This is a genomic window from Gilvimarinus xylanilyticus, from assembly GCF_024195295.1.
In the GTDB taxonomy this organism is placed as follows: domain Bacteria; phylum Pseudomonadota; class Gammaproteobacteria; order Pseudomonadales; family Cellvibrionaceae; genus Gilvimarinus; species Gilvimarinus xylanilyticus.
The window spans coordinates 120,807-142,579 of record NZ_JAMFTH010000004.1 but is presented as its reverse complement, the minus strand read 5'-3'; the positions used below and the strand labels follow the sequence as shown (position 1 = coordinate 142,579).

At 55.4% G+C, this 21,773-nt stretch carries 23 protein-coding genes and 1 tRNA gene; 13 read left to right on the top strand and 11 right to left on the bottom strand.

The window, feature by feature from the left end; all coding sequences use genetic code 11:
* Positions 1-75: 75 nt before the first annotated feature.
* Positions 76-378, bottom strand: coding sequence for a ribosome assembly RNA-binding protein YhbY (gene yhbY / locus M6D89_RS12705; protein WP_253968621.1), 303 nt, complete (start codon positions 376-378; stop codon positions 76-78).
* Positions 379-459: 81 nt separating this feature from the next.
* Between yhbY and rlmE the strand changes: the two genes are divergently transcribed.
* The 8 genes from rlmE to M6D89_RS12665 all read left to right on the top strand — a co-directional run bounded on the left by rlmE (position 460) and on the right by M6D89_RS12665 (position 8,852).
* Positions 460-1,080 carry a 23S rRNA (uridine(2552)-2'-O)-methyltransferase RlmE gene (gene rlmE / locus M6D89_RS12700; RefSeq protein ID WP_253968455.1) on the top strand — a complete coding sequence of 207 codons (621 nt, stop codon included), beginning with the start codon at positions 460-462 and terminating at the stop codon, positions 1,078-1,080.
* Positions 1,081-1,204: 124 nt separating this feature from the next.
* Positions 1,205-3,142 (top strand): ATP-dependent zinc metalloprotease FtsH, encoded by a 1,938-nt coding sequence (ftsH, locus tag M6D89_RS12695; RefSeq protein ID WP_472924536.1) that lies wholly within the window; start codon positions 1,205-1,207, stop codon positions 3,140-3,142.
* 85 nt (positions 3,143-3,227) lie between these two features.
* Positions 3,228-4,082, top strand: a complete 855-nt coding sequence (gene folP / locus M6D89_RS12690) for a dihydropteroate synthase (protein ID WP_253968454.1) — start codon at positions 3,228-3,230, stop codon at positions 4,080-4,082.
* Positions 4,083-4,095: 13 nt separating this feature from the next.
* On the top strand, positions 4,096-5,433 hold the full coding sequence (gene glmM, locus M6D89_RS12685) for a phosphoglucosamine mutase (RefSeq protein ID WP_253968453.1): 1,338 nt from the start codon (positions 4,096-4,098) through the stop codon (positions 5,431-5,433).
* A gap of 106 nt (positions 5,434-5,539) precedes the next feature.
* Entirely contained in the window at positions 5,540-6,313 is a 774-nt protein-coding gene (gene tpiA / locus M6D89_RS12680) for a triose-phosphate isomerase (RefSeq protein ID WP_253968452.1), read from the top strand.
* 32 nt (positions 6,314-6,345) lie between these two features.
* Positions 6,346-6,738 carry a preprotein translocase subunit SecG gene (gene secG / locus M6D89_RS12675; protein WP_253968451.1) on the top strand — a complete coding sequence of 131 codons (393 nt, stop codon included), beginning with the start codon at positions 6,346-6,348 and terminating at the stop codon, positions 6,736-6,738.
* Positions 6,739-7,108: 370 nt separating this feature from the next.
* Positions 7,109-7,193, top strand: a tRNA-Leu gene (locus M6D89_RS12670).
* Between the two features lie 993 nt (positions 7,194-8,186).
* Positions 8,187-8,852, top strand: a complete 666-nt coding sequence (locus M6D89_RS12665; protein ID WP_253968450.1) for an outer membrane protein — start codon at positions 8,187-8,189, stop codon at positions 8,850-8,852.
* Between the two features lie 49 nt (positions 8,853-8,901).
* Here the strand turns inward: M6D89_RS12665 and M6D89_RS12660 are convergent, their stop codons facing one another.
* The 3 genes from M6D89_RS12660 to M6D89_RS12650 all read right to left on the bottom strand — a co-directional run bounded on the left by M6D89_RS12660 (position 8,902) and on the right by M6D89_RS12650 (position 11,295).
* Complete coding sequence (locus M6D89_RS12660) at positions 8,902-10,074, bottom strand: endo-1,4-beta-xylanase (protein WP_253968449.1); 1,173 nt, start codon at positions 10,072-10,074, stop codon at positions 8,902-8,904.
* 118 nt (positions 10,075-10,192) lie between these two features.
* Complete coding sequence (locus tag M6D89_RS17405; protein ID WP_253968448.1) at positions 10,193-10,858, bottom strand: 4'-phosphopantetheinyl transferase family protein; 666 nt, start codon at positions 10,856-10,858, stop codon at positions 10,193-10,195.
* Positions 10,855-11,295 (bottom strand): hotdog family protein, encoded by a 441-nt coding sequence (locus tag M6D89_RS12650; protein WP_253968447.1) that lies wholly within the window; start codon positions 11,293-11,295, stop codon positions 10,855-10,857. Before M6D89_RS12650 ends, M6D89_RS17405 begins: the two co-directional genes overlap by 4 nt.
* A 54-nt stretch (positions 11,296-11,349) precedes the next feature.
* Here M6D89_RS12650 and M6D89_RS12645 point away from each other — a divergent pair, with 54 nt between their 5' ends.
* On the top strand, positions 11,350-11,637 hold the full coding sequence (locus tag M6D89_RS12645) for an ApeI family dehydratase (RefSeq protein ID WP_253968446.1): 288 nt from the start codon (positions 11,350-11,352) through the stop codon (positions 11,635-11,637).
* On the opposite strand, the gene M6D89_RS12640 is transcribed toward M6D89_RS12645, so the two are convergent.
* Entirely contained in the window at positions 11,618-12,037 is a 420-nt protein-coding gene (locus M6D89_RS12640; RefSeq protein WP_253968445.1) for a DUF2141 domain-containing protein, read from the bottom strand. The two genes, M6D89_RS12645 and M6D89_RS12640, sit on opposite strands and share 20 nt — an antisense overlap.
* A 143-nt stretch (positions 12,038-12,180) precedes the next feature.
* On the opposite strand from M6D89_RS12640, the gene M6D89_RS12635 reads away from it, so the two are divergent.
* From M6D89_RS12635 to darH, 4 genes are read left to right on the top strand one after another with little or no spacing between them, the layout of a single operon-like run.
* A complete protein-coding gene (locus tag M6D89_RS12635) occupies positions 12,181-13,122 on the top strand; it encodes a dialkylrecorsinol condensing enzyme (protein ID WP_253968444.1) in 942 nt (313 codons plus the stop codon).
* A gap of 7 nt (positions 13,123-13,129) precedes the next feature.
* Complete coding sequence (locus M6D89_RS12630) at positions 13,130-14,278, top strand: beta-ketoacyl-ACP synthase III (RefSeq protein ID WP_253968443.1); 1,149 nt, start codon at positions 13,130-13,132, stop codon at positions 14,276-14,278.
* A 12-nt stretch (positions 14,279-14,290) separates the two neighbouring features.
* The gene (locus M6D89_RS12625) at positions 14,291-14,698 is read left to right on the top strand and encodes a DarG family dialkylresorcinol biosynthesis protein (RefSeq protein ID WP_253968442.1); all 408 of its coding nucleotides are present in this window, start codon (positions 14,291-14,293) and stop codon (positions 14,696-14,698) included.
* Entirely contained in the window at positions 14,695-15,681 is a 987-nt protein-coding gene (gene darH, locus M6D89_RS12620) for a BtrH-related acyltransferase DarH (RefSeq protein ID WP_253968441.1), read from the top strand. Before M6D89_RS12625 ends, darH begins: the two co-directional genes overlap by 4 nt.
* Here darH and M6D89_RS12615 read toward each other — a convergent pair.
* Genes M6D89_RS12615 through M6D89_RS12590 form a run of 6 tightly spaced genes read right to left on the bottom strand, consistent with a single transcriptional unit; the run spans position 15,678 to position 21,638 of the window.
* Positions 15,678-17,306 (bottom strand): histidine kinase N-terminal 7TM domain-containing diguanylate cyclase, encoded by a 1,629-nt coding sequence (locus tag M6D89_RS12615; protein WP_253968440.1) that lies wholly within the window; start codon positions 17,304-17,306, stop codon positions 15,678-15,680. The genes darH and M6D89_RS12615 overlap by 4 nt on opposite strands.
* A gap of 11 nt (positions 17,307-17,317) precedes the next feature.
* On the bottom strand, positions 17,318-18,160 hold the full coding sequence (locus tag M6D89_RS12610; protein ID WP_253968439.1) for a beta-ketoacyl synthase N-terminal-like domain-containing protein: 843 nt from the start codon (positions 18,158-18,160) through the stop codon (positions 17,318-17,320).
* Complete coding sequence (locus M6D89_RS12605; protein ID WP_253968438.1) at positions 18,157-19,308, bottom strand: beta-ketoacyl synthase N-terminal-like domain-containing protein; 1,152 nt, start codon at positions 19,306-19,308, stop codon at positions 18,157-18,159. The genes M6D89_RS12610 and M6D89_RS12605 overlap by 4 nt, the downstream gene beginning before the upstream one ends.
* Positions 19,305-19,577: a phosphopantetheine-binding protein gene (locus M6D89_RS12600; protein WP_253968437.1), complete on the bottom strand. Its 273-nt coding sequence runs from the start codon at positions 19,575-19,577 to the stop codon at positions 19,305-19,307. The genes M6D89_RS12605 and M6D89_RS12600 overlap by 4 nt, the downstream gene beginning before the upstream one ends.
* Positions 19,570-20,739: an ABC transporter permease gene (locus M6D89_RS12595; protein ID WP_253968436.1), complete on the bottom strand. Its 1,170-nt coding sequence runs from the start codon at positions 20,737-20,739 to the stop codon at positions 19,570-19,572. The genes M6D89_RS12600 and M6D89_RS12595 overlap by 8 nt, the downstream gene beginning before the upstream one ends.
* The gene (locus M6D89_RS12590; RefSeq protein WP_253968435.1) at positions 20,736-21,638 is read right to left on the bottom strand and encodes an ABC transporter ATP-binding protein; all 903 of its coding nucleotides are present in this window, start codon (positions 21,636-21,638) and stop codon (positions 20,736-20,738) included. Before M6D89_RS12590 ends, M6D89_RS12595 begins: the two co-directional genes overlap by 4 nt.
* Positions 21,639-21,773 lie beyond the last annotated feature (135 nt).

Below are 21,773 nucleotides of genomic sequence, written 5' to 3'. Positions count from 1 at the left end.
GATGTCTGAAATCGGACGACTGAAGCAAAAGAGGATGTTGGTGGCGTCAGACATCAGACTTCAGTCGTCCGGCTTTTAACGCAACAAATTCGACAGTTTGGGGTTAGGCTTCTTCGCCGGCCGGTACAAAAGGGCGATTTTGCCGATAGTTTGCACCAGTTCGGTTCGGGGCAGTTTTTTCAGCTCTTCAATCGCTTCCTGGCGCTCTTCGCGTTCTACGAACGCCAGCTTTACTTTAATCAGCTCGTGGTCATCCAGGGCCCGGTTCAGCTCGGTCATTACCCCTTCAGACAGGCCATTGCCCGCGATGGTGACCACTGGCTTTAAATTGTGTCCCAGGGTGCGGAACTGTTTGCGTTTATCGGCGCTTAGGGGCATAGAGTTACCTTTACCAGAATTCATTCGTAGCCGCCGTCAGTGGCGGGACGCTATTGTAACGCATACAGGACGATAGATTTAATGGCCCGCTCGAAAAGCAGCAAGCGCTGGTTGCAGGAACATTTCTCGGACCAGTACGTCAAACAGTCTCAGCGCGATGGTTATCGCTCGCGTGCCAGCTATAAATTGGTCGAGATTGATAAAAAAGACCGTTTGTTTCGCCCGGGAATGACGGTTGTCGACCTGGGAGCGGCCCCCGGTGGTTGGTCGCAAGTGGCGGCCGAGCGCGTGGGGCACAAGGGGCGAGTGTTTGCCTCCGACATCCTGGAGATGGATTCTATCGCCGGGGTCGAGTTTATCCAGGGCGATTTTACCGAGGACAGTGTTTTTGAGGAGCTGATGGCCGCGATTAACGGTGCTCCGGTGGACCTTGTAATCTCGGATATGGCCCCCAACATGAGTGGAGTAGGGGCGGTGGATCAGCCCCGGGCTATGTACTTGGTTGAGCTGGCATTGGATATGGCGCGTCAGATTTTGACCCCCGGCGGTGATTTTGTCGCCAAAGTGTTCCAGGGTGAGGGCTTTGAGCCCTGGCTGGCCGAGGTAAGAGCCTCGTTTACCAAGGTCGTCACTCGCAAACCCGACGCCTCGCGAGCGCGCTCGCGGGAGGTTTACATCGTCGGACGAGGCTTTAAAAATTGATTTTTCGTGTCGGAGTGTGATCTCGGACGCTATACTGTGGCTATACACCCATTGATAATGGCCCCAAGGCGGTCAAGCGAGTGTCCAGCGTGGCGCTCAATACGATGTAACTGAGGGTTTTACCTTGAATGATATGACTAAGAACCTGATCTTATGGCTGATTATTGCCGCTGTTCTGTTCAGCGTTTTTCAGGGCTTTGAGAGCAAAACACAGTCCGATCCGTTCACTTACTCTGAATTTGTCACCGCGATTGAGCAAGATCGCGTGCGCGAAGTGACCATTCAGGAGTTGGAAGTGCGCGGGGTGATGATGGACAACACCACCTTTAAGACCACGCTTCCGCTGATTCGTGACGACGAGCTGATGCCCGATTTGCGCGCTCACGACGTGGAAATCACCGTGTTACCTCCGGAAGAGCCCAGCATTTGGCACCAGCTGTTGGTGGCCAGCTTCCCTATTCTGATTATTATTGCCGTCTTCTTGTTCTTTATGCGCCAGATGCAGGGCGGCGCTGGTGGCGGTCGGGGCGGCCCTATGAGCTTTGGTAAGAGTAAGGCCAAGCTGCTGGGCGAAGACCAGGTTAAAACCACCTTTGCCGATGTGGCAGGTGTGGATGAAGCCAAAGAAGAAGTGCAGGAGTTGGTCGAGTATCTGCGCGATCCATCTAAATTCCAGCGCCTGGGCGGGCAAATCCCCCGAGGTGTACTGATGGCGGGCCCTCCGGGTACGGGTAAAACCCTGCTGGCTAAAGCCATTGCGGGCGAGGCGAAAGTGCCTTTCTTCTCCATTTCCGGCTCTGACTTTGTAGAAATGTTTGTCGGCGTGGGCGCCTCGCGGGTGCGCGATATGTTCGAAACGGCGAAAAAGCAGTCTCCTTGCATTATCTTTATTGATGAAATTGACGCCGTAGGCCGTCATCGTGGTGGCGGCCATGGCGGTGGACACGATGAGCGCGAACAAACTCTTAACCAGCTATTGGTAGAAATGGACGGCTTTGAAGGCAACGAAGGCGTGATTGTGATTGCCGCTACCAACCGTCCCGATGTCTTGGATAAAGCTTTATTGCGTCCCGGTCGTTTTGACCGCCAGGTCGTTGTGGGCTTACCTGATATTCGCGGCCGCGAGCAGGTGTTAAAAGTGCACATGCGCAAAGTGCCTATCGCCGAAAGTGTGGAGGCCTCGGTTATTGCCCGCGGCACTCCCGGATTTTCGGGTGCCGATTTGGCCAACCTGGTGAATGAGGCCGCGCTCTTCGCCGCGCGCGCCAACAAGCGCTTGGTCACCATGGAAGAGTTTGAAAAAGCCCGCGACAAAATCATGATGGGCGCCGAGCGCCGCTCGATGGTGATGGGCGAGAAAGAGAAGGAAAATACGGCTTATCACGAAGCGGGCCACGCCATTATCGGCCGCCTCGTGCCCGAGCATGACCCGATTCACAAGGTTACTATTATTCCGCGTGGCCGCGCGCTGGGTGTCACTCAGTTTTTGCCCGAGGCCGATAAATATAGCCTGAGCCGACGCGCCATTGAATCGCAAATCTGCACCTTGTTTGGCGGACGTATTGCCGAGCAAATGACCCTGGGCGATGAAGGCATCACCACGGGCGCCTCTAACGATATTGAGCGCGCCACCGAGCTGGCTCGCAACATGGTGACCAAGTGGGGCTTATCCGAAAAGCTGGGGCCGCTGCACTATGGTGAAGACGAAGGCATGATGCCGGGTTCGGGTAATCCCAATTACTCGGGCGCGACTTCCAAAATTATCGATGAAGAGGTGCGGGATATTGTCGATCGTTGCTACAAGCGCGCCGAGCAATTATTGCATGACAATCGCGATATTCTGGAAGCCATGAAAGGCGCTCTGATGGAATACGAGACCATCGATTCCGAACAGGTAGACGACCTGATGGCGCGGCGCAAAGTGCGTCCTCCGCGCGATTGGCATGACGGCGACTTTAATGGCCACACGGGCGGTGGTGGCGCGGGTGTAAAAGCCGATGACGCCGATAAACCCAAAGAGTCTAAAGACGCACCGATTGGCGGCCCTGCAGAAGGACGCTGATAGGGCGACAGAACAACAACCCCGCTGCGGCGGGGTTTCTTTTTACTGTAGAGTTCTTTTGTAGAGTCCCGTTAATCTTCCATCCATGACGCCAAAATCTCAATTTCTCACCGCCGCTCAGTACCGCCTCGATTTGTCGCGCCCGCTGATCATGGGGATCCTTAACACCACGCCCGACTCTTTCTCCGACGGCGGCAACTGTTATCAGGGCGACAGCGTTAATCTCGACAGAGCCCTGGCGCGCGCCAAACAAATGCTGGACGACGGTGCCGCTATTATTGATGTCGGGGGCGAGTCAACCCGTCCTGGCGCTACCCCGGTGGGTGCATCTCAGGAACTTGATCGGGTCGTGCCTGTGGTAGAAGCCATAGTGCGTGAGCTGAACTGCCCTGTTTCGGTGGATACCAGCACCCCGGCGGTTATCCGTGAATCGGCTTCTGCTGGCGCGGCGATAATCAACGATGTGCGCGCCCTCAGACGCGATGGTGCTGTGGAGGCGGCGGCCGCGACAGGCTTGCCCGTATGCTTGATGCACATGCGAGGTGAGCCGGGAAATATGCAAAAGGCTCCTGCCTACGACGATGTGGTGGCCGAGGTGAATGAGTTCTTGGCGCAAAGAATAGCGTCCTGCACTGCAGCGGGCATCCCCTCCGAGCGCATACTGCTCGATCCAGGATTTGGGTTTGGTAAATCCCTCGAGCATAATCTGACTCTGCTCGGGCAGTTAGCCCACTTTAAGCATTTTGGTTGCCCCCTGTTGGTGGGGATGTCGCGCAAGTCTATGTTGCAGCATTTGCTGGGGCGAGATGTGAATGAACGCTTGCCGGGGTCCTTGGCTCTGGCGTTAGAGGCGGCCCAACGGGGCGCCCAGATAATACGTGTGCACGATGTGCGTGAAACGGCCGATGCGTTGAACGTGCATATGGCCTTAAAAGGATAAGGAAACAATTGCTATGAGCCGCAAGTATTTTGGTACCGATGGTATTCGCGGGCGCGTCGGCGAGGCGCCGATTACCCCCGACTTTATGCTTAAGCTGGGTTGGGCCGCAGGCCGCGTGCTAGTAGATCGCTACGATGGGCCGGGATTGATTCTGATCGGTAAAGATACGCGGATTTCCGGGTATATGTTTGAGTCAGCGCTGCAGGCGGGGCTGATCAACGCCGGTGTGGATGTCGGCCTGTTGGGCCCAATGCCCACCCCTGGCATTGCCTATTTAACCCGTACCTTTCAGGCCCAGGCGGGTATTGTGATCAGTGCCTCCCACAACAGTTATTTTGATAATGGCATCAAATTTTTCAGCGCCAATGGCACCAAGCTCGATGACGAGATCGAGCGTGAGATAGAAGCGCAACTGGACGAGCCAATGACCACTGCCGAGCGTTTGGGTAAAGCGCGCCGCATTACCGACGCCGCTGGTCGTTATATCGAGTTCTGCAAAGGCACTATGCCCTGGGGGTTTAACCTCAGCGGTTTGCAAATTGTGGTGGACTGCGCCCACGGCGCCACCTATCACATTGCTCCCAGTGTGTTTTCCGAGCTGGGAGCCAAGGTCATTCCCTTTGCCGCCGAGCCCAACGGTACCAATATTAACCGCAGTTGCGGCTCCACAAGCCCCGAGGCGTTAAAAGAAAAGGTGCAGGAAATGGGCGCCGATTTGGGCATTGCCTTTGATGGAGACGGCGACCGGGTGGCTTTTGTGGACCACAAGGGTGAAATCGTGGACGGTGATGAGCTGCTCTATATCATCGCCGCCTATCAGCAGGAATACGGCGGCGGTTGCGCCGGGGTGGTGGGCACTTTGATGAGTAACTTTGGCTTCGAGTTGGGGCTCAAAGAGCTGGGCATCGGCTTCGCCCGGGCCAAGGTGGGCGATCGCTATGTCATCGAAACCATGCGTAAAAACGGCTGGGCGCTGGGGGGAGAATCCTCGGGCCATATTGTATGCAGTAATGTCACTACCACCGGTGACGGGATTATCTCGGCGCTGCAGGTTCTATTGGCCATTTGTACCATGGAAAAAAGCTTGCATGCGGCCAAACAGGGAATGCGCAAGCTGCCGCAAACGATGATCAATGTCCACCGGGTTAAAAAGGTCGACTTAGATAAGGATGAGGCCGTGCAAAAAGCGGTAGCTGACACCGAAGCTCAGCTCGCTGGCAGCGGTCGCGTGCTGCTGCGCCCCTCGGGAACTGAGCCTGTGGTGCGAGTAATGGTTGAAGGCAAAGATCGCACGCAGGTCAAAACCCTCGCCCAAGAGCTCGCCGCCGCCGTCGAAAAGGCGCTGAGCTGAATATGTTGACTGTTTCTGGCCCCTACCCGTGCAAAGCGCGGCAATGGACGTTGTATCTTAGGCAGTGTTCGGCTACCATTGGCGGCCGTTTTACGGAGGGTAGAATATGACCTCGCAGCCCTCAGCTGGGCGCCGTCGACTGATTGTCGGTAATTGGAAGATGAACGGCAATCGTCAGGGCAACGACCGGTTGCTGCAAGAGATCTTGCAAGGTTGGAACCCTCTGAAAGACACGGATACGGTGATTTGCCCACCGTTTGTATACCTGCAGCAGGTGGCCCAGGCGCTGAAGTCCTGCCAAATTATGTGGGGCGCTCAGAGTACCAATGCTGAGCAAGCCGGCGCTTATACCGGCGAGGTTTCTGCCTCCATGCTCGCGGATATGGGCTGTCGTTATGTGATTGTCGGTCATAACGAGCGCCGTCGTCTACAGGGTGAAGATAATGCTCAGGTGGCCGCGCAGTATACGGCGGTGCTGGATGCGGGCTTGATACCCATTTTATGTGTGGGTGAGTCCAGTGAACAGCGAGAGGCTGGACAGGCATTGGCGACTATCGAGTCTCAGCTGCATGCGGTTATTGACCACGCCGGGCTCGAGTCATTCGCCCACGCAGTGGTTGCCTATGAGCCCATTTGGGCTGTGGGTACCGGGAAAACTGCCACCCCCGAAGAGGCCGAGCAGGTGCACGGATTTATCCGCGAGACGTTCGGACATTTGGGGCAGCAGCTAACGATTTTGTACGGTGGCAGTGTCAAACCCAGCAACGCTGCGGAACTGTTTGCCAAGGCGGATATTGATGGTGCGCTTTTAGGCGGAGCATCATTAAATGCTGAAGATTTTATTGCTGTTTGTCAGCACGCCGAAAGTGCCGACAAATAACGTTTATAACGCTCAAAGCAGAGAGCCGAGTAATGGAAAAGATTGTTTTAATCATACACGTGTTAACCGCCCTGGCGATTATCGCACTGATCCTTATGCAGCAGGGCAAAGGTGCCTCCGCCGGTGCGTCGTTTGGCGCCGGTGCATCGCAAACCGTATTTGGTAGCGAGGGCAGCGGTAACTTTTTCACCCGTGCCACCTCCATTTTTGCGGTCGTCTTTTTTTGCACCAGCTTTGGCTTGGCAATTATTGCAAAAAATAGCAGCCAAGTGACTGACGCGGCAATTCCTTCCATGATAGAATCCGCCCCCGCTGGCGCCGCCCAGGAAAGCGACGTACCCACCGCCAATGATGAGGCTTCTGAGGTACCCAGCATGGGCAGCGAAAATAACGCCGGTGAAGTACCCGCAGTACCTGCCGAGTAAGATCTAACAAAATTCGATGCGTAAGCATCCCCTTCGCCTAAACGGCAGAAGGGGTAGACGATGTACATGGATGTACAAGTGTTGCGGGAGGCAGGACGCCGGGAGCGACCGATGTAAATGAAAGTACAAGTGTCGCGTAAGGCGAGAGCCGAAAGCGACCTCGCGTAGCGAGTCGGGACTCTCGCACATTACGTTAAAATAGATTCGATGCTTTAAGCATCTCCCCTTTGCCCAAGTGGTGGAAGGGTAGACGACGTGCAGGATACACAAGTGTCGCGAGAGGCAGGACGCCGAAAGCGACCACGCGTAGCGTGTCGGGACTCTCGCACATTACGTTAAGAAAGATTCGATGCTTATGCATCTCCCCTTTGCCCAAGTGGTGGAATTGGTAGACACGCTATCTTGAGGGGGTAGTGGCGCAAGCCGTGCCGGTTCAAGTCCGGCCTTGGGCACCATTAAATAGGAAGGCTCTTCACGCAAGTGAAGAGCCTTTTTTATGTGTGCCAGGCCGGACCGAGGTCCGGCGTGGACGGGGTGCTTCCCTGCGCCCCGGCTCTTCGAGCCAGCCCTTGCCGGGCTGTCCTAATTTGTTCCTGACAAATTGGTGGGCACCGAATAGAGGAAGGCCCTACGCGAGAGCGTAGGGCCTTTTCTTTATGTGTCTCAGGCCGGACCATGGTCCAGCGTTGACTCGGCGCTTCCCTGCGCCTCGGTCCTCGGACCAGCCCCGACGGGCTATCCTAATTTGCTCCCGGCAAATTAGTGGGCACCACATTAACGAAGGCTCTTCACACAAGCGAACAGCTTTTCTGCGTGTGTCAGGAGGGCCGCAAGGCACCCTGACGTCCGTTTTGCGGCTGCCTGACGATATCCTGCTAGGTTTCGTCGTCGTTAATTCCTTGATTTTCCGGTGAAATGCGGGAAGTGATAACAAGAAAATTTAGACCATTTCAAGAACCAAGGCCGGACTTGAATTAGGTGTTGTTTCTGTAGTCGTTTTGCTCGCCAAACCTTTCAAGCCGGGAGGCTATAGGTACATTCCCCCTCTTATTCTTCTCGTCAGAGGCTATGGCCATTGCTTGAGGTGTGGGTCAAGGGGAATAGATTGCTCATTTGGGGCGCGCATAGGCTGCTAGAGCTTAATCAGAGGTATCTTAGATAAACGTCTGCCCCTAAAATCTGTTTTACCGGGTTTAGTATGCCCGGTTTACAGGCAATATCGAGAATGGTCTTGCTGTAGGCCTAGTGTCGAAACTGGGTGCGCAACGCAATGCACCGCGGTCTAGGTCAGTAATGATTTCTTGGTGTTCCAATCCCGTTTGGACTGTATTCGTTGTTTTAGGTAATCGCTAGTCGAAAACTGCAGTGAATATCGTTATTCTTATATCTGTAGGAAAGCTCCCGCCCTGGGGGCCGTTTGTTGTACTCCACTCTCTAGGGAATGAAATATGAAACTGCGCATTTTTAAACCTTTCTGGGCCTTGGGTTGCCTGGTAGCCATTGTGGCGGCACCATCTCAGGCCGATCGGATAAACAAGTACGAGTTTTCGCTGCAGGTGCCTTATCTGTTTGGTGAAACAATAGATTTTGAAGGTGGAGCCACAGCCGATATTGCCTCTGACCCGGGCTTTGGCTTTACCGCCGGGTACAATTATTCCAACAATTTGAATTTACGCGCCAGCTTTACCTGGAATGATACCCGCTATGACGGCCAGCGAATTGTGGATGATGGCGCCAGAACGGTAGAGTCGGTGAGCGGGGTCATGGATACCTTTAGCGCCGCCGGTGTCGCCGATTATTACTTCTCTGAGGGTAAGTTGACGCCTTTTGTGAGCGGTATGATTGGTTGGACCAGCATCGATTCTAATATCGCTGCCGGGCATCCGGATCAGGTGTGTTGGTGGGACCCCTGGTGGGGCTATGTGTGCGATTGGTATCAGCCGACCTACGGCGGCGATTCCTTCTCATGGGGAGTGGGGGCTGGTTTGCGCTTTGATTTGAGTCCGAATCATTTTATCCGCGCGGGGTATTACGAGCGCTGGCTGGACATCGACTATGCCGAAAGCGACCCATCGGTGGGTTCGGCCATATTTGAATTTGGTTTTATGTATTGATGCTTTACGTATTGATGAAGGTGCCGGGCTAAGCCCGGCATTTTTTTAGCTACTGCGGTACAGCGCGAACAGCGTTCACCGCGGGCTTTTCGCTAAAGTCCCGGTTCCACAAAAGAGGATAGTTAGTACGGTTGTTGATGGGGTAGTCGTTTTTCCACGACATGCTGTCGTCGACGCCCCAGAAGGTGACCCGATCAATTTTGTCGCGTTTGCGGTAAAAGATCCCAAACAGCTCGGCGTAGCGATCGCTTAATTGCTTTTGAATGTCCTCGGGCAGGCCCTGTGGGTAGGGGTCAAGGAAGGTTTCAAACTCTTCCAGCTCAAACTGCGGGTGTAGCATGCCGGTGCCAATAATTTGCCCCTCTTTGGTCAGCGGCAACACATCAATATCCATTTCGGTAATCATGACTTTGACCCCGGCGGCTGCGTAGGCGTCAATGGCCTGCTCAATGTATTCGGTTTTGGGGTAGTTAAGGCCCCAGTGAGCTTGAATGCCCACGCCATCAATACGAATCCCCGCTTCCTGCAGCATTTTAACCATGCGGATAATGCCGTCACGCTTGGCGGGGCGCCAGGCATTAAAGTCGTTGTAGTAAAGCTCGGCGTCGGGCGCGTATTGCTGGGCGTAGCGAAACGCCGCCTTTACCATCGTATCTCCATCGCCCACACCTTCAACCCAGGTGGTGGGTCGGTAGGAGCCGTCATCGGCGATAACTTCGTTGACCACATCCCAGGCGTCGACTTTGCCTTGGTAGCGTCCGGCGACGGTTTTGATGTGCTGGCGCATGACTTCCAGCTGTTGCTCGGGGGTGTTGGGTTCGCCTTGGGCATTGGTGAAAAACCATTCGGGGGTTTGGTTGTGCCAAACCAATGTATGCCCCAGTACAAATAAGTTGTGCTCGCGACCAAACTGGACGAATTTATCGGCGGGCTCGAAGTTATAAACGCCGGGTTCGGGGTTAATGGGGCCGGCTTTCATGCCATTTTCTAAGGTAATGCTATTAAATTCTCGCAGAACGATCTGTTGAGCCTGGGCATTGTTGCCATTCACAATCTCGGCGTTGACAGCGGCGCCCATTTTAAAGGCCTGCTGATAAACGGATTTTAAGGGTTGCGAATTCGAGGCGGCATTGGCGAGGGGAAGACCTGTAAGCCCTAGAGCTAGTAGGGCGAGGTGTACGAGCTTAGGTTTGCTAATGAGTCTGCGTTTGGTGTTGGGCATGGTGGCGCTCCTTAATAATTATATTGTCCATAAGACTATAACTGGTGTGGGGATTAGTCAAACACGACTCTGCCTGGTTCAAAGGTTACGGAAATTGCCCGTGTGGTATGGGCTTAGTCTAATCGTATGCCTCAACCACTACCGAGTCGCTGGCGCTAACACAGGCCAGATAGAGGGCTTCGCCTGTGGGTACGGGTGGTTGGGTAAAGAAGTAGTGCCACTGCCCAGGGGTAAATTCGGCCGGTGCGGTGGGGGTATTGCCCGCGGCGAAGTTAACCTGTGCCAGGCCCTCGGCAATACCGGTTCCTCGGGCTTTAAAAAAGGCTTCTTTCAAGGTCCACAGGCGGTAAAAAGCCTGCTCACATTGACCTGCTGGCAGAGATTGCAGCAGTGAGACCTCTTCCGGGTGAAAGAACTGCTGGGCGATTTTGAGTAGCGGGCGCTGTTTTTGTGGTTGTTCGATATCAACCCCCACTGGTCCTGTGTGGCTTACACCCAAAGCGATCCACTGCCCGCTATGGCTTAGATTAAAGTGAAGATCGGGGGCGTTTTCTACGTAGGGTTTTCCCGCCGGGCTGAGGGCAATGCTGAGGTTTTGCGGTTGAGTGTCTAGCTCCTGTGCGAGAATCGCGCGGCATAACAGCCGGCTAGAGATAAATGTACGTTTAGCGTTCACGCTTCGCAGACGCTGCGCGCGCGCTTGTTCGGCATCGCTCAACCAGCTTGCCTGATTCGACCCATGGGATTTTTCTATTTGTTTGCAGCTGAGCAGGTGAAGTTTCACGGGCGCGCCGGATCAATGATGCTGGCCGTGAGCTGACCGCACAGCAATTCATTCTCGCCCGCGCAAAGGCGAAAGCCACACAAGCTATTGGTATCGTTGCGAACCAATATATTCACATCAATTTGCAGGGGCACGGCAAAGTTGTCGAGCTTTGGGTAGTGGGCTTGGAGCTTGGACGCTACCGCGACGACTCCCCGGCGGGGCAGCTGATCCGCCGCTGCGCAGAGGTTACTGTGGGCGGCCATGGCCTGGGCGGCGTATTCAATTCCCGCGTAAATAGACAGGGTATTGCCGATACGCAGGGGATTGTGCGGGTCCAGATGGGAATGGGCGATACAGGTAATATCCGTCTCGCTGTGGGCGATGATAGAATCTAGCAGCACCATGGGCGGTTCGTGAGGCAGTAGCTCGGCAATGGCAGGGGAGTCAGTGCTCATAGAGTGCGATCAGCGTTTGCCCGTAAAATGATAGATAAAAGGCTATGATAACCCATGTCAGATAAATTTCGAGTCGCTAAAAATTCTCCCTGTGTCCAGGGGCACTTTCCGGATGGCGCGATTGTGCCCGGCGCCTATTTGCTGGCCCAGGTGCACGCCAGTTTTAGCGATCGTTTTGCTGGCCATGAGCTGGCAGAGCTTAAAAAAGTAAAGTTTATCGCGCCTGTTTTGCCCGGCGAGGCTGTCACCCTGAGTTGGGATGACAGCAAATGGCCCGCTGTTAAGGTGGTGCTGCAGGTGGCCGATCAGGTGCGGCTGCAAGCTAGCGGGCGCGCTGTTTAGGGTATTGAAGTGGTAGCCGGGCGGTCGTGTGTTCCCCGTCCAGGGTAAATACCGCTTTGTTAAAGCTAATGCCGGGTTTGTCGCGCCCGTCCCCCAGGCTAAAGGCAAAGGGTTCAAGTGGGGTGCGGCGGTTTTTGCGATCCAGTTGGCCATTGTGATTCAGATCGACAAAGGCTTTAATCGCATAGCGCCCGGCGGGCAGATCAAGCGGCCATTGCACCTGCTCGGTATCAGGCAGCACACGTTTCAGGTTCTGATGCGCTTCAGCCTGCCAGTCGTCACTGTCGGCGGGGTAAATGGCCAGGTAAAGGGTGGCGCCCGCCGATTGATTGCCGTTTATCTGTAGAGTAAACCTTGGCGACTCTGCCTGTAGGGTGTCGACTAATAATAGCAGTATCATTAGTGGCGCTATAAATCGGATAATATACAAGTGGTCTCTTCTCTCTTTGCTTGGCGCCCTTTGCCTGGCACTAAGTCACATGTGCTAAAATTCGCCCCATTTTGGTGAGGCCATTGCCGAGTGCATGGGGTTGGGAGTAAAGGTTGGATAAAGTAGCACACAGATCGCGGGTTCTGGTAGTTCACTATTCTCAGAGTGGGCAGCTGGAGCGGGTGGCCCGTTCGGTAGTGGCCCCACTGCTGGCAGACGACGCCGTGAGTGTGGACTTTCTCAATCTGCAGCCTGTGGAGCCCTACCCGTTTCCCTGGCCACTGTTGCGGTTTATCAACGCTTTTCCCGAGTCCGCGCATCAGGTGCCCTGCCAATTGCGTGTGGATACATCCCATCTGGCCGACGATTACGATTTGATTATTTTGGCGTATCAGGTGTGGTATTTGTCGCCCTCTATTCCGGTGTCGACTTTTCTACAAAGTGAGCTGGCGCTCCGGTTACTTAAAGACAAACCGGTGGTCACGGTGATTGCCTGCCGCAATATGTGGTTGCAGGCTCAGGAAAAGGTTAAAGCCCACCTGGACAGGTTGCAGGCGCGCTTGGTGGGCAATGTGGCGTTAACGGACGGCGTGAGTTCGGCGGCCAGCTTTTTCTCCACCCCCTTATGGGTGTTAACCGGCCGCAAGGGGCCCCACTGGTTTGGTCTGGTTCCGGCGGCCGGCGTTAAAGAGCAAGAGGTTGCCGCGGCGCAGCGCTTTGGCGAAAAAATACAGCAGGCGTTTGCCCGGGGCAGGCCCCTGGATGAAACTCTGTGGCAAGGCATGGGAGCGGTGACTATTAATGACAAGTTAATCGCCAGCGAAAAGGTGGGCAATCGCAGCTTCTATTTATGGGGAAAGTTGTTTTTGGCTTGTGGTCGCCCTAATGCGGCCTTAAGGCAGGTGTTGGCGGTGTTTTATATCCTCTTTTTAGTGCTTATGATTGGCACCGTGGTACCCCTGACCGCGCTCGTAAAAACGCTGTTTAAGCCCCTGTTGCGAAAACGCATTGCTGAGCAAAAAAAATATTATTCCTGGCCCTCGGGCGAAGGGTAAGTACTTTATGACGTTAGATCCAGTTTACATTACCCATACCGGGAGTTTTCTGCCCAACAATCCGGTCGGCAATGAGCAGATGGAAACTCTGCTGGGACAAGTGGGGGAAAGGCCGTCGCGTTCGCGCCGCTTAGTGCTGCGCAGTAACCAGATACAAACACGCTACTATGCCATTGACCCCGAAACCGGTGAGCACAATTACACCAATGCGCAGTTGTGTGCGCGGGCGGTGCGCAAGGCCCTGGGAAATAAAATTTCTTTGCAGGAGGTTTCCTGTCTGGCGGCGGCGACCAGCATTGCCGATCAGTTAATGCCCGGCCACGGCACCATGGTACACGGCGAGCTGGGCAGTCCCGCCTGCGAGGTGGCCAATCTGTCGGGCATTTGTGTGAGCGGTATGAGCGCTTTTAAATACGCCTGGCTTAATGTCGCCTCCGGCATGCACTCCACAGCGGTAGCGGCCGCATCTGAGGCGGCCTCTTACAGTATGAAAGCGGGGAATTTCTTGCCCGAATTGACCCATCGCATTCAGGCCTTGGAAAAGCACCCGGAAATTGCCTTTGAAAAAGATTTTTTGCGCTGGATGCTTTCCGATGGCGCGGGCGCCTGCGTGCTGCAACGGGAGAAGCCTAACGCGCTCGCGCTACAGGTTCATTGGCTGGAGTTGCGCTCGTACGCCGGGGAAATGCCCGTTTGCATGTACGCCGGTGCGAGCAAGCAGCGCGATCAAAGCTTGCTGGGCTGGCAGGCGGTAAGCGCCGAGCAAAGCCGCGCTGAGAGTTTTATGTCGGTAAAACAGGACGTTAAAGTACTCAATGAAAATATCGTTCGCTATACCGTGGAAAAGGCCCTGCCCGAGGTTATTAAGCAACACCAACTGACTCCGGAGCAGGTTGATTATTTTATCCCCCATTACTCTTCGGCCTATTTTCGCGATCGCTTGGACGAGGGTATGCGCAAGGTGAATTTTGCGATAGATCAGAGCCGCTGGTTTACCAATTTATCCACTAAGGGCAATACCGGCTCGGCGTCCATTTATATTATGTTGGACGAGCTGTTTCGCAGTGGGCGCTTGCAAAAGGGCGAAAAAATACTCTGCTATGTCCCCGAAAGCGGTCGGTTTTCGGTGTCGTATATGCTTTTGGAAGTGGTTTAAGCGGAGCAGAGTATGCGAACCGATCAAGTACCACAGGATAAAAGTACGACCTACGCCGGGCATAAAAAGCTCTTGTATGCGCAGGATGAAAGTGGCCGCTACTGTGGTGTGCAAAGTAGTGGTTGGGCGGTAGAGGCCGCCGCGACTTTAGATGCCGTGGCGCTATACCGCGAGCGAGCGCGACAGGCCTGGCAAGAAGTGCACGCGGGGCGCAAGTCGCCTCTGTATTTTCATATGCATCACTGCCGAATGGATCTTGTGCTCTTGTCTCAATTGACCGGCCTGTGGCGCTGGCGAGTGAAGCGCCACTTTGCGCCCCGAGTGTTTGCGCGGTTAAGCCCCGCCATTTTGGCCCGCTACGCCCAGGCCATGGATGTAAGCCCCGCACAACTCACCCAACTGCCGGAGCAGCGACCATGAATTTTCAACACCGGCAATCCGCCCACTGTGAGAGTGGCGTTATTTCCTCGCTGCTCAGTCATCAGGGGTTGTCCATTAGTGAGCCCATGGCCTTTGGCTTGGCCAATGCGTTGGCGTTTGCTTATATCCCCATTGTTAAAATCGGTGGCCAACCCTTGGTTGCCTATCGCCTGCCGCCGCGCGCAATTATCAAGGGTTTGTGTAAGCGTTTGGGGGTGGGGGTTAAATTTCACACCTTTAAAAGCCCAATGGATGCGGCCGAGGCACTGGATGATTGTGTCGCGCGTGGCCAGTTGGTGGGATTGCAAACATCGGTTTACTACCTGCCTTACTTTCCCGAGCAAATGCGCTTTCACTTTAACGCCCATAATTTACTGGTGTACGGCAAGCGCGATGGCGTGTATCAGATCAGTGACCCGGTGTTCGAAGAGCTGATGGAAATCGCCCCACGGGATTTAAACAAAGCGCGCTTTGTGCGTGGCCCATTGGCCCCCAAAGGCTTGATGTACACCATTGATTCTGTGCCATCAGAGATTGATTATCCGCGCTTAATCCGCCAGGCGATTGGCAAAAATATGAAGGTCATGACCGGGGCTCCTTTACCGGTGATCGGGGTGCGCGGCATTCGCCATATGGCCAAAAAAATCGAGCATTTGCGCGGCAGTGAACAAGATAAACGATTGTACCTGGGGCATATCGTGCGAATGCAGGAAGAGATTGGCACTGGCGGCGCGGGTTTTCGTTTTGTGTACGCGTCTTTTTTGCAAGAGGCGGCACAGATGCTGAATGATAATGCCCTGGCTGAGGCCTCTCAGGCGATGACAGATGTGGGTGATTTGTGGCGCGAGTTTGCAGTGGCCGTGGTTAAAGAGTGTAAAAGTGATCGGCCTATCGACCGCGCCGGCTTAGCCGAGCGTTTGCGTGTCAGCGCGGCCGCTGAAGCCGGGGTGTGGGATCAGCTCAAGCGTTGGCATCGGGGTTAAGCTTCGGCGCGGTTACGCCCCAGCGCTTTGGCTCGATAGAGTGCTGTATCGGCGTGGGCAATAAGTGCCTCAAGTGTTTCGCCCTGCTCGGGGTAGGCGGCCAGTCCCGCAGAGAAGCTCGCCTGCAATAGGTGCTTGCCAGTGGAAATCGACTCTTGACTAAACACCCGTCCGACATAGCTGAGACGTTCTCGCGCCTGTGTGGCATTAAGCCCGGGCAATATGACCAAAAACTCTTCGCCCCCAATGCGAAAAATGCCATCGGATTCGCGCAATTCTGAGCTTAGAAAATGGGCGGTAAATGCCAGAACATCATCGCCTGCTTGATGGCCATAACGATCATTGAGAGATTTAAAGTGATCCAGGTCAATCATTGCCAGAGCAAGGTGTACGTGTTCACGTTTGGCTCTCGCCAGCTCGCGAATAAAAAATTCATCCAGAAAGCGGCGATTGTATAGGCCCGTTAAGGGGTCCCGTATCGCTTGAGCCTGCAATTCTTTATGTAACTGGGAAATGGTGTCCAGGCGCTGCTCGCTTAATTGCAGTGCCTCTGTCAGTTGACGTTGAGCCAAGTGTTGGTGGCTGATGTCGCGCAGGTAAATCATCTGCCCAATGGGGGCCGAGAGGCTTCCCGCCTCGCTGTGCAATGCCAAAATGCGGGTTTCGTAAAAGCGTTGATCTGGCAGTTCGAGAGTTTGTTGCTGCTCCTTCGGCGTCGCATGTAAAAGCTCAGCCAGTCGGGAGCCCAGCGTCGGCAACTCCGCCAGTGGCTGCGCTTGCCATTGTTCCGTAGGTTGACTCAGCGCTAGGGCAGCGGGGTTGGCATCGATTAAGCGCTGGCGTCTATCGATGACCAATACCGGGTCGGGTAGTGCCTCAAGCAGAAGGTGACGCGCCAAGGGTACGGCATCGAACAAGCGGGCTTGTTGAATCAGCCAGATAAAGGCCGACAAAGAAAAGGCAAAGGTAAAAGGCGTAGGATCAAAACCAAACAAGGTAAGGTCAAAAAATACGTAGCCAATATTCGCCACCCAGGGAATAAGTGTGACCACGGACATGGCCAAAAAATGATTTCGGTACAGACTGCGTGTTTGTTTAATCGCTTTAATTAACATAGCGATACTGGCGAGCATAACGCAGTATACGTAGACGGCGGCAAGATAAAACAGGGGACCGTGATGGTAGTTAATAGCGGCGCCCCAGTCGGCGTTGATAGGAGCACTGGCATGAGTATAAAAGCCGTGATGCCAGGGGTTTGTTAGCGCCAGCAGCCAAAAGCAGACAGGGGCTAGACTTAATCGCCACAAAACACCTCGATGCAGGGGGCGATAATCGCTGCGCGTGTACTGGTATAAAAACAGGGCCCAGAGACTCGGCATTAACACAATTCCGGGCCAAGCCATCGCGGCGAAAAACATTTTTACTGATGGCGGCAGGGCTGCCAGTTCGGCCGCTGCTGCGAGCATCCACCAAAGGCTTGCCAAGTGAGTGCCAACAAAGCTGGCTTTCCCGGGAAATCGACTTTGTTTGGTTGTCCAGTGAATCAGCCCGCCCACACCTAGACAAACCGCTAGCGCCAGAGCGACGGCGGGCGTCCAATGAAAAGCGGTGACAATAGAGTCCATAGGTGCAACCTTTACGCCGATGTCCAGCGCACCGTGCAGTAGGTCTTGCCTTCGCGAGCGACATGAGTGCCGCAAGGCAGTTTCAATTGTTCCACCAGCGCTGCACCCGAAAAACTGCCGTGAGGGATGGCGCCCTCAACTGGGTTGTAAACAGTGTGGCTGCCTGGCAGCTTTGAGGCTTCAGCCTTGTTCGGAGAGAACGCCAGTTGCACACCCGTATCCTCTCGCCGTAGTGCTTGGCTCAAACTCTCGGTGTATTCGGGCGCCCTGAGTTTTGCCCGAGCGTTTTGGGCGTGACGCGATAACAAAAGCCAGTGGCTGCCCTCAAGCAGAGGCGCCTGGCTGTCTGTGATATTTAACCGCCGGCGTTGGTGCTGCACAGGGAGAGGCGTTTCGTCAAAGCTTCCCACCAGCGCGGTGTCGCACTGCCGCGCTTGCAGATCCAGGCACGCGTGGGTCAAAGCCGCTTCAAACGATAACTGCTCCGCCGAACAGACCACTGCTGTGCCGGTGAGACCGAGCAATTGAGTTAAGTAAAAGCCCGCGGAATTGCCCAGTGTGTTTACAAAGTGTAAAGGCTTGGGCAACTGGCCGTCGGCTTCAATGCTGCTCATGGCTCTCGCCGAGGTCGCGACCGCGCCGTTGCGGCTGGCTAAATAGACTCCGGTATTTTCCGGCAGCGACCGCCCCGCCACGCAACTTAAGCCACCCGCGACACACAGCTGAATGTAGCGGTCGATACGCCGAATGCGCTCGCCGTGCCACCGCTGAATAATGGCTTTTAAATCCGGCAGTCCGTCGGCGTTTGGGGCGATGGTGTTGAGCAGAGAGTAGCTGTCGATAAGGTAGATCATTCGTTAGCTCCCTGATCGCGGATTATCAGAGCATTGTTATTACCGCCAAAGGCAAAGCAATTCAAAAGGTAGTAACCAGGTTGAGCGGGACGTTTTTCTTTGAGTAAAGGCACGGCCAGCTCGCCATCGCCAAGCGCTCGGGGGTTGTCCGGTAGTGTTCCTCTGGCCAGGCTGCCCAGGGTCAACGCGGTTTCCAGGGCGCCGCACGCCCCCAGGGTATGGCCTACATAAGGCTTAAGGGCAAACCCCTGGGGGAGAGTGGCAAACACCTGATGTAAAGCGGCGGCCTCCGCCTCGTCGTTTAGCAGCGACGCGGTGCCGTGCAGTTTAATCGCCGCGATATCGGCAGCGGTAATATCGGCGTCGGCAAGAGCGGCACGAATGACTTTGGCGATTTCTTTGCCGCTGACATGGGCGGCGGTGAGGCTGTAGTTGTCGGTGCCTATCGCGCCTCCGGCCAGCTGCCAGCGCCGCTCGCTTGCCGGCGTTTGCGAGGGTTTGCTTAACAGTAGCGCACCTGTGCCTTCTCCCAAAATCAAACCGTCGCGACGGGCGTCAAAGGGGGCCATTTCACCCCTCGGGGATATTAATCCCAGGCCGTAAAAACCCAGTGCACTGGTGGCGTTAAGGTGTTCGCAGCCCAGCACCAGCGCGTGGTCTGCCTGATCCTGCTGCAACAGGCGCGCGGCATAAAGTAGGGCGTTAGCGCTGGAGGTGCAGGCGGTGGAGTAGGCGTAGCGGTGCGGCCCCAGTGCCAGCTGGTCGGCCAGGTGCTGCGCTATTTTGCCGTAGCCGACAATAGGCATAGGCAGCGCTTGCTCTGGCCCGAGGGTGTTCAACTCGCGCCGGTACTGGCTCTCGGAAATATGCACATCAAAAGATGAAGAACCCATCAAAAGCGCGGTGCGCCGGCGTTCAGTGCGACTGAGCTGGGCGCGCTCGAGTAGCGAGTTCAAACACGAGGCTTGGGCGCGATAAAAGTCACCCGCGGGCGGGGCGCTAAAGTAAGGCAGGGTGACCGGTTCTTGCAGGTTGTCAAAGGTGTGTTGTCGCGGGGATGAGGCGCCACTAAGCAGGTTGGTAACCGCCGGCTCCACAGAGGCCCCCAGGCTGCAGCGCGCTTCGAAAGCGCGAATACTGATCTTCACGGAGTACTTTGCCTGACAATCGTATCGGCCAGGGTGTCGATACTTTTGAGCGCTCGTTGGGCGGCGGTATTTCCTTCAATTCGCACCCCGTACTGAGTTTTTACCGCCATGCAGATTTGCAACACATCCAGCGAATCCAAATCCAGATCACCGCCCAGTAGTGCCTGGTCGTCTTGTATATCCGTGGGGCTCAGTTCGTCTTTGTCGCACTCGTCGATAATCATTTGCTTGAGAGCGTGTTTAAGTTCGGGGGTAACCGCATCAGGCATGTCGCGTGCTCCGTTGTATTAATGCCCAGGCCGCTGTAAACAGTAGCGCAGCAAGGCCCAGCAATTTAAACGCCGGAGCGGCTATATCGCTCCAGCTTCCCTGGCGTACCAGTAACTCAATAAAACCGCTCAGGGCCCAGTGCATGGGCGACAGTTCGGCCACGCTCTGCAAAGACGCCGGCATCATAAACACCGGCACCATAACCCCGCCCAGCGCCGCCAGCAACAAGTTTCCAGCGGCACTGGCGATAGCGGCTTGTTCGGTGGTGCGCGCCGCGCTGGCAATTAAGCTGGCGGCGGCCAGGGCGGTCAGGCTAGTGCACACGGCCATTATTAACAGGGCGGGAATTTGCGGCGCGGGCAAGTGCAAAGCCTCGCCTCCAAGCAGGGGCATTAGAAAAATACCCAGCATCAGCATCAGCACCAGTTGCAGTAGGTTAATAACAAAGTAGGGCAGAATTTTAGCGCTGTAGATCAGCCCCACGGAAGTGCCTAAGGTGCGCAACCGAATAAACGTGCGCTGCTGGCGCTCGTCGATGATGGCCGTGGAAAGGGGGATAGCGATAAAAAACATGGCAAAAATCAGCCAGGCGGGCACATTTTGCTGGACCGCGCTAGGCAGGGCCGGCTGGTCGCTATGGGTATCGGTCGCGTCAACGATTAAGTGCGTCAGTAAAAACTCTTGCTCGGCGTATTGCTTATCATAGCCGAGCTCTTCGGCGATGGCCGTGGCGCGCAGCTGCCCCGCCGTTTCTTGCACCGCGGCTCTGATCAAGGCTCTCTCGCGTCCGCCCAGTTCGGGGGCAAAGCGCAGCATCACCCCTGGCTTGTCGGTGCGCGCTTCCAGTGCCTGGCTAAAGTCGGCGGTGAGGGTTATCGCGTAGAGCTCGCCGCTCGTACTCAGCGGCCGGGTGCTGTCTTGCAAGCTTAGGTAAGGTGACAATTCCAGCTGTTGACGAAATAGGCGAGCGTCGCGGGTGGATGCCTGATCGTTGAATTGACCGGCAAGCTCCATCCCTTGCTCGGCGCCAAAGCGATCTTGCAGCGCCAGTGACATGATAATGATAAATAGCGCTGGCATTAGAAACAGCAGCGCCAGGGCATGCCAGTCGCGCATCAGCAGTAGGCTTTCTTTTTTTAAAGAGGCGAGTAGCGCAATCATGCGGTTGCCTCTGTGTGTGCCAGGCACTGCAGGTAAACCTCTTCTAAACGGCGTTGTCCGTAACTGAGGCGGCTGGGGGAATGTCCGGCTTGCTCCAGCGCGCGAGTTAGCTCCGCCAGGCTAAGCGAGGCTTTTTGCAGGTCACACAAATAAGTTTGCGAGTCTAGCGACTCGAGTTGCAATTGTTGGCACAGGGGCGGGGGCAGTGGTTGCTCGGTGCTAAATCTTACCTGTGAAGAGGCGTCGCTTAACAACTTGGCGGTGCTCCCGCGCAGTACAATTTGGCCGGCGTGCATCACCGCGATTTGTGTGGCTATGGCCTCCACCTCATCGAGCAGGTGTGAGGTGTAAATAATGGCGGTACCGGCTGCACTCAGTTCGCGTACAGCGGTTAAGATATCCTGGCGCGAATGGGGGTCGACATTAGCGGTGGGTTCGTCCAAAAGTAGCAGTTGCGGCTTTTGCAGCAGGGCGATAGCAAAGTTTAAGCGGCGCTTATAGCCGCCGGATAAATCCCCCGCCCGGCGCCCGACCAGCTCGGTCAGTCCCGCCTGGTCCAGGGCTGCGGCAATTCGGTGGCGCCGTTCGGCGGCCGATAGGGCCAGTAAACCGGCAAAATAAGCGAGATTTTCCCGCACCTTTAAACGCGGATAAAACGCATACTCCTGCGGGACCAGAGCAATGCCCGGCCGGCCCAGGCGCACCGGAGCGCGATCAAAGTGCACGTGCCCCGCTCGCGGGCGCAACTGGCCCGTAATCAGCCCCACCAGAGTGGTCTTGCCCGCCCCATTGGGGCCCAGCAGGCCGAGTACCTCTCCCGCCTCGAGATCAAGGCTTAAATCGGCAATCTGCTGCTCGTGGGGGCGATAGCCAAAACTGAGTCGATCTAGGCTTAACATGGGGCTCTTCGCAGGAAAAGTCGCAACTATACTGGTTTTGGCACTATATTCCGAGACCTACACCCAATGGGGCTTATTTAAGTGCGCCGCTTCGTGGCAGCGCCTTTGCGAGTGGTCATTATTTGTCACTGCGGC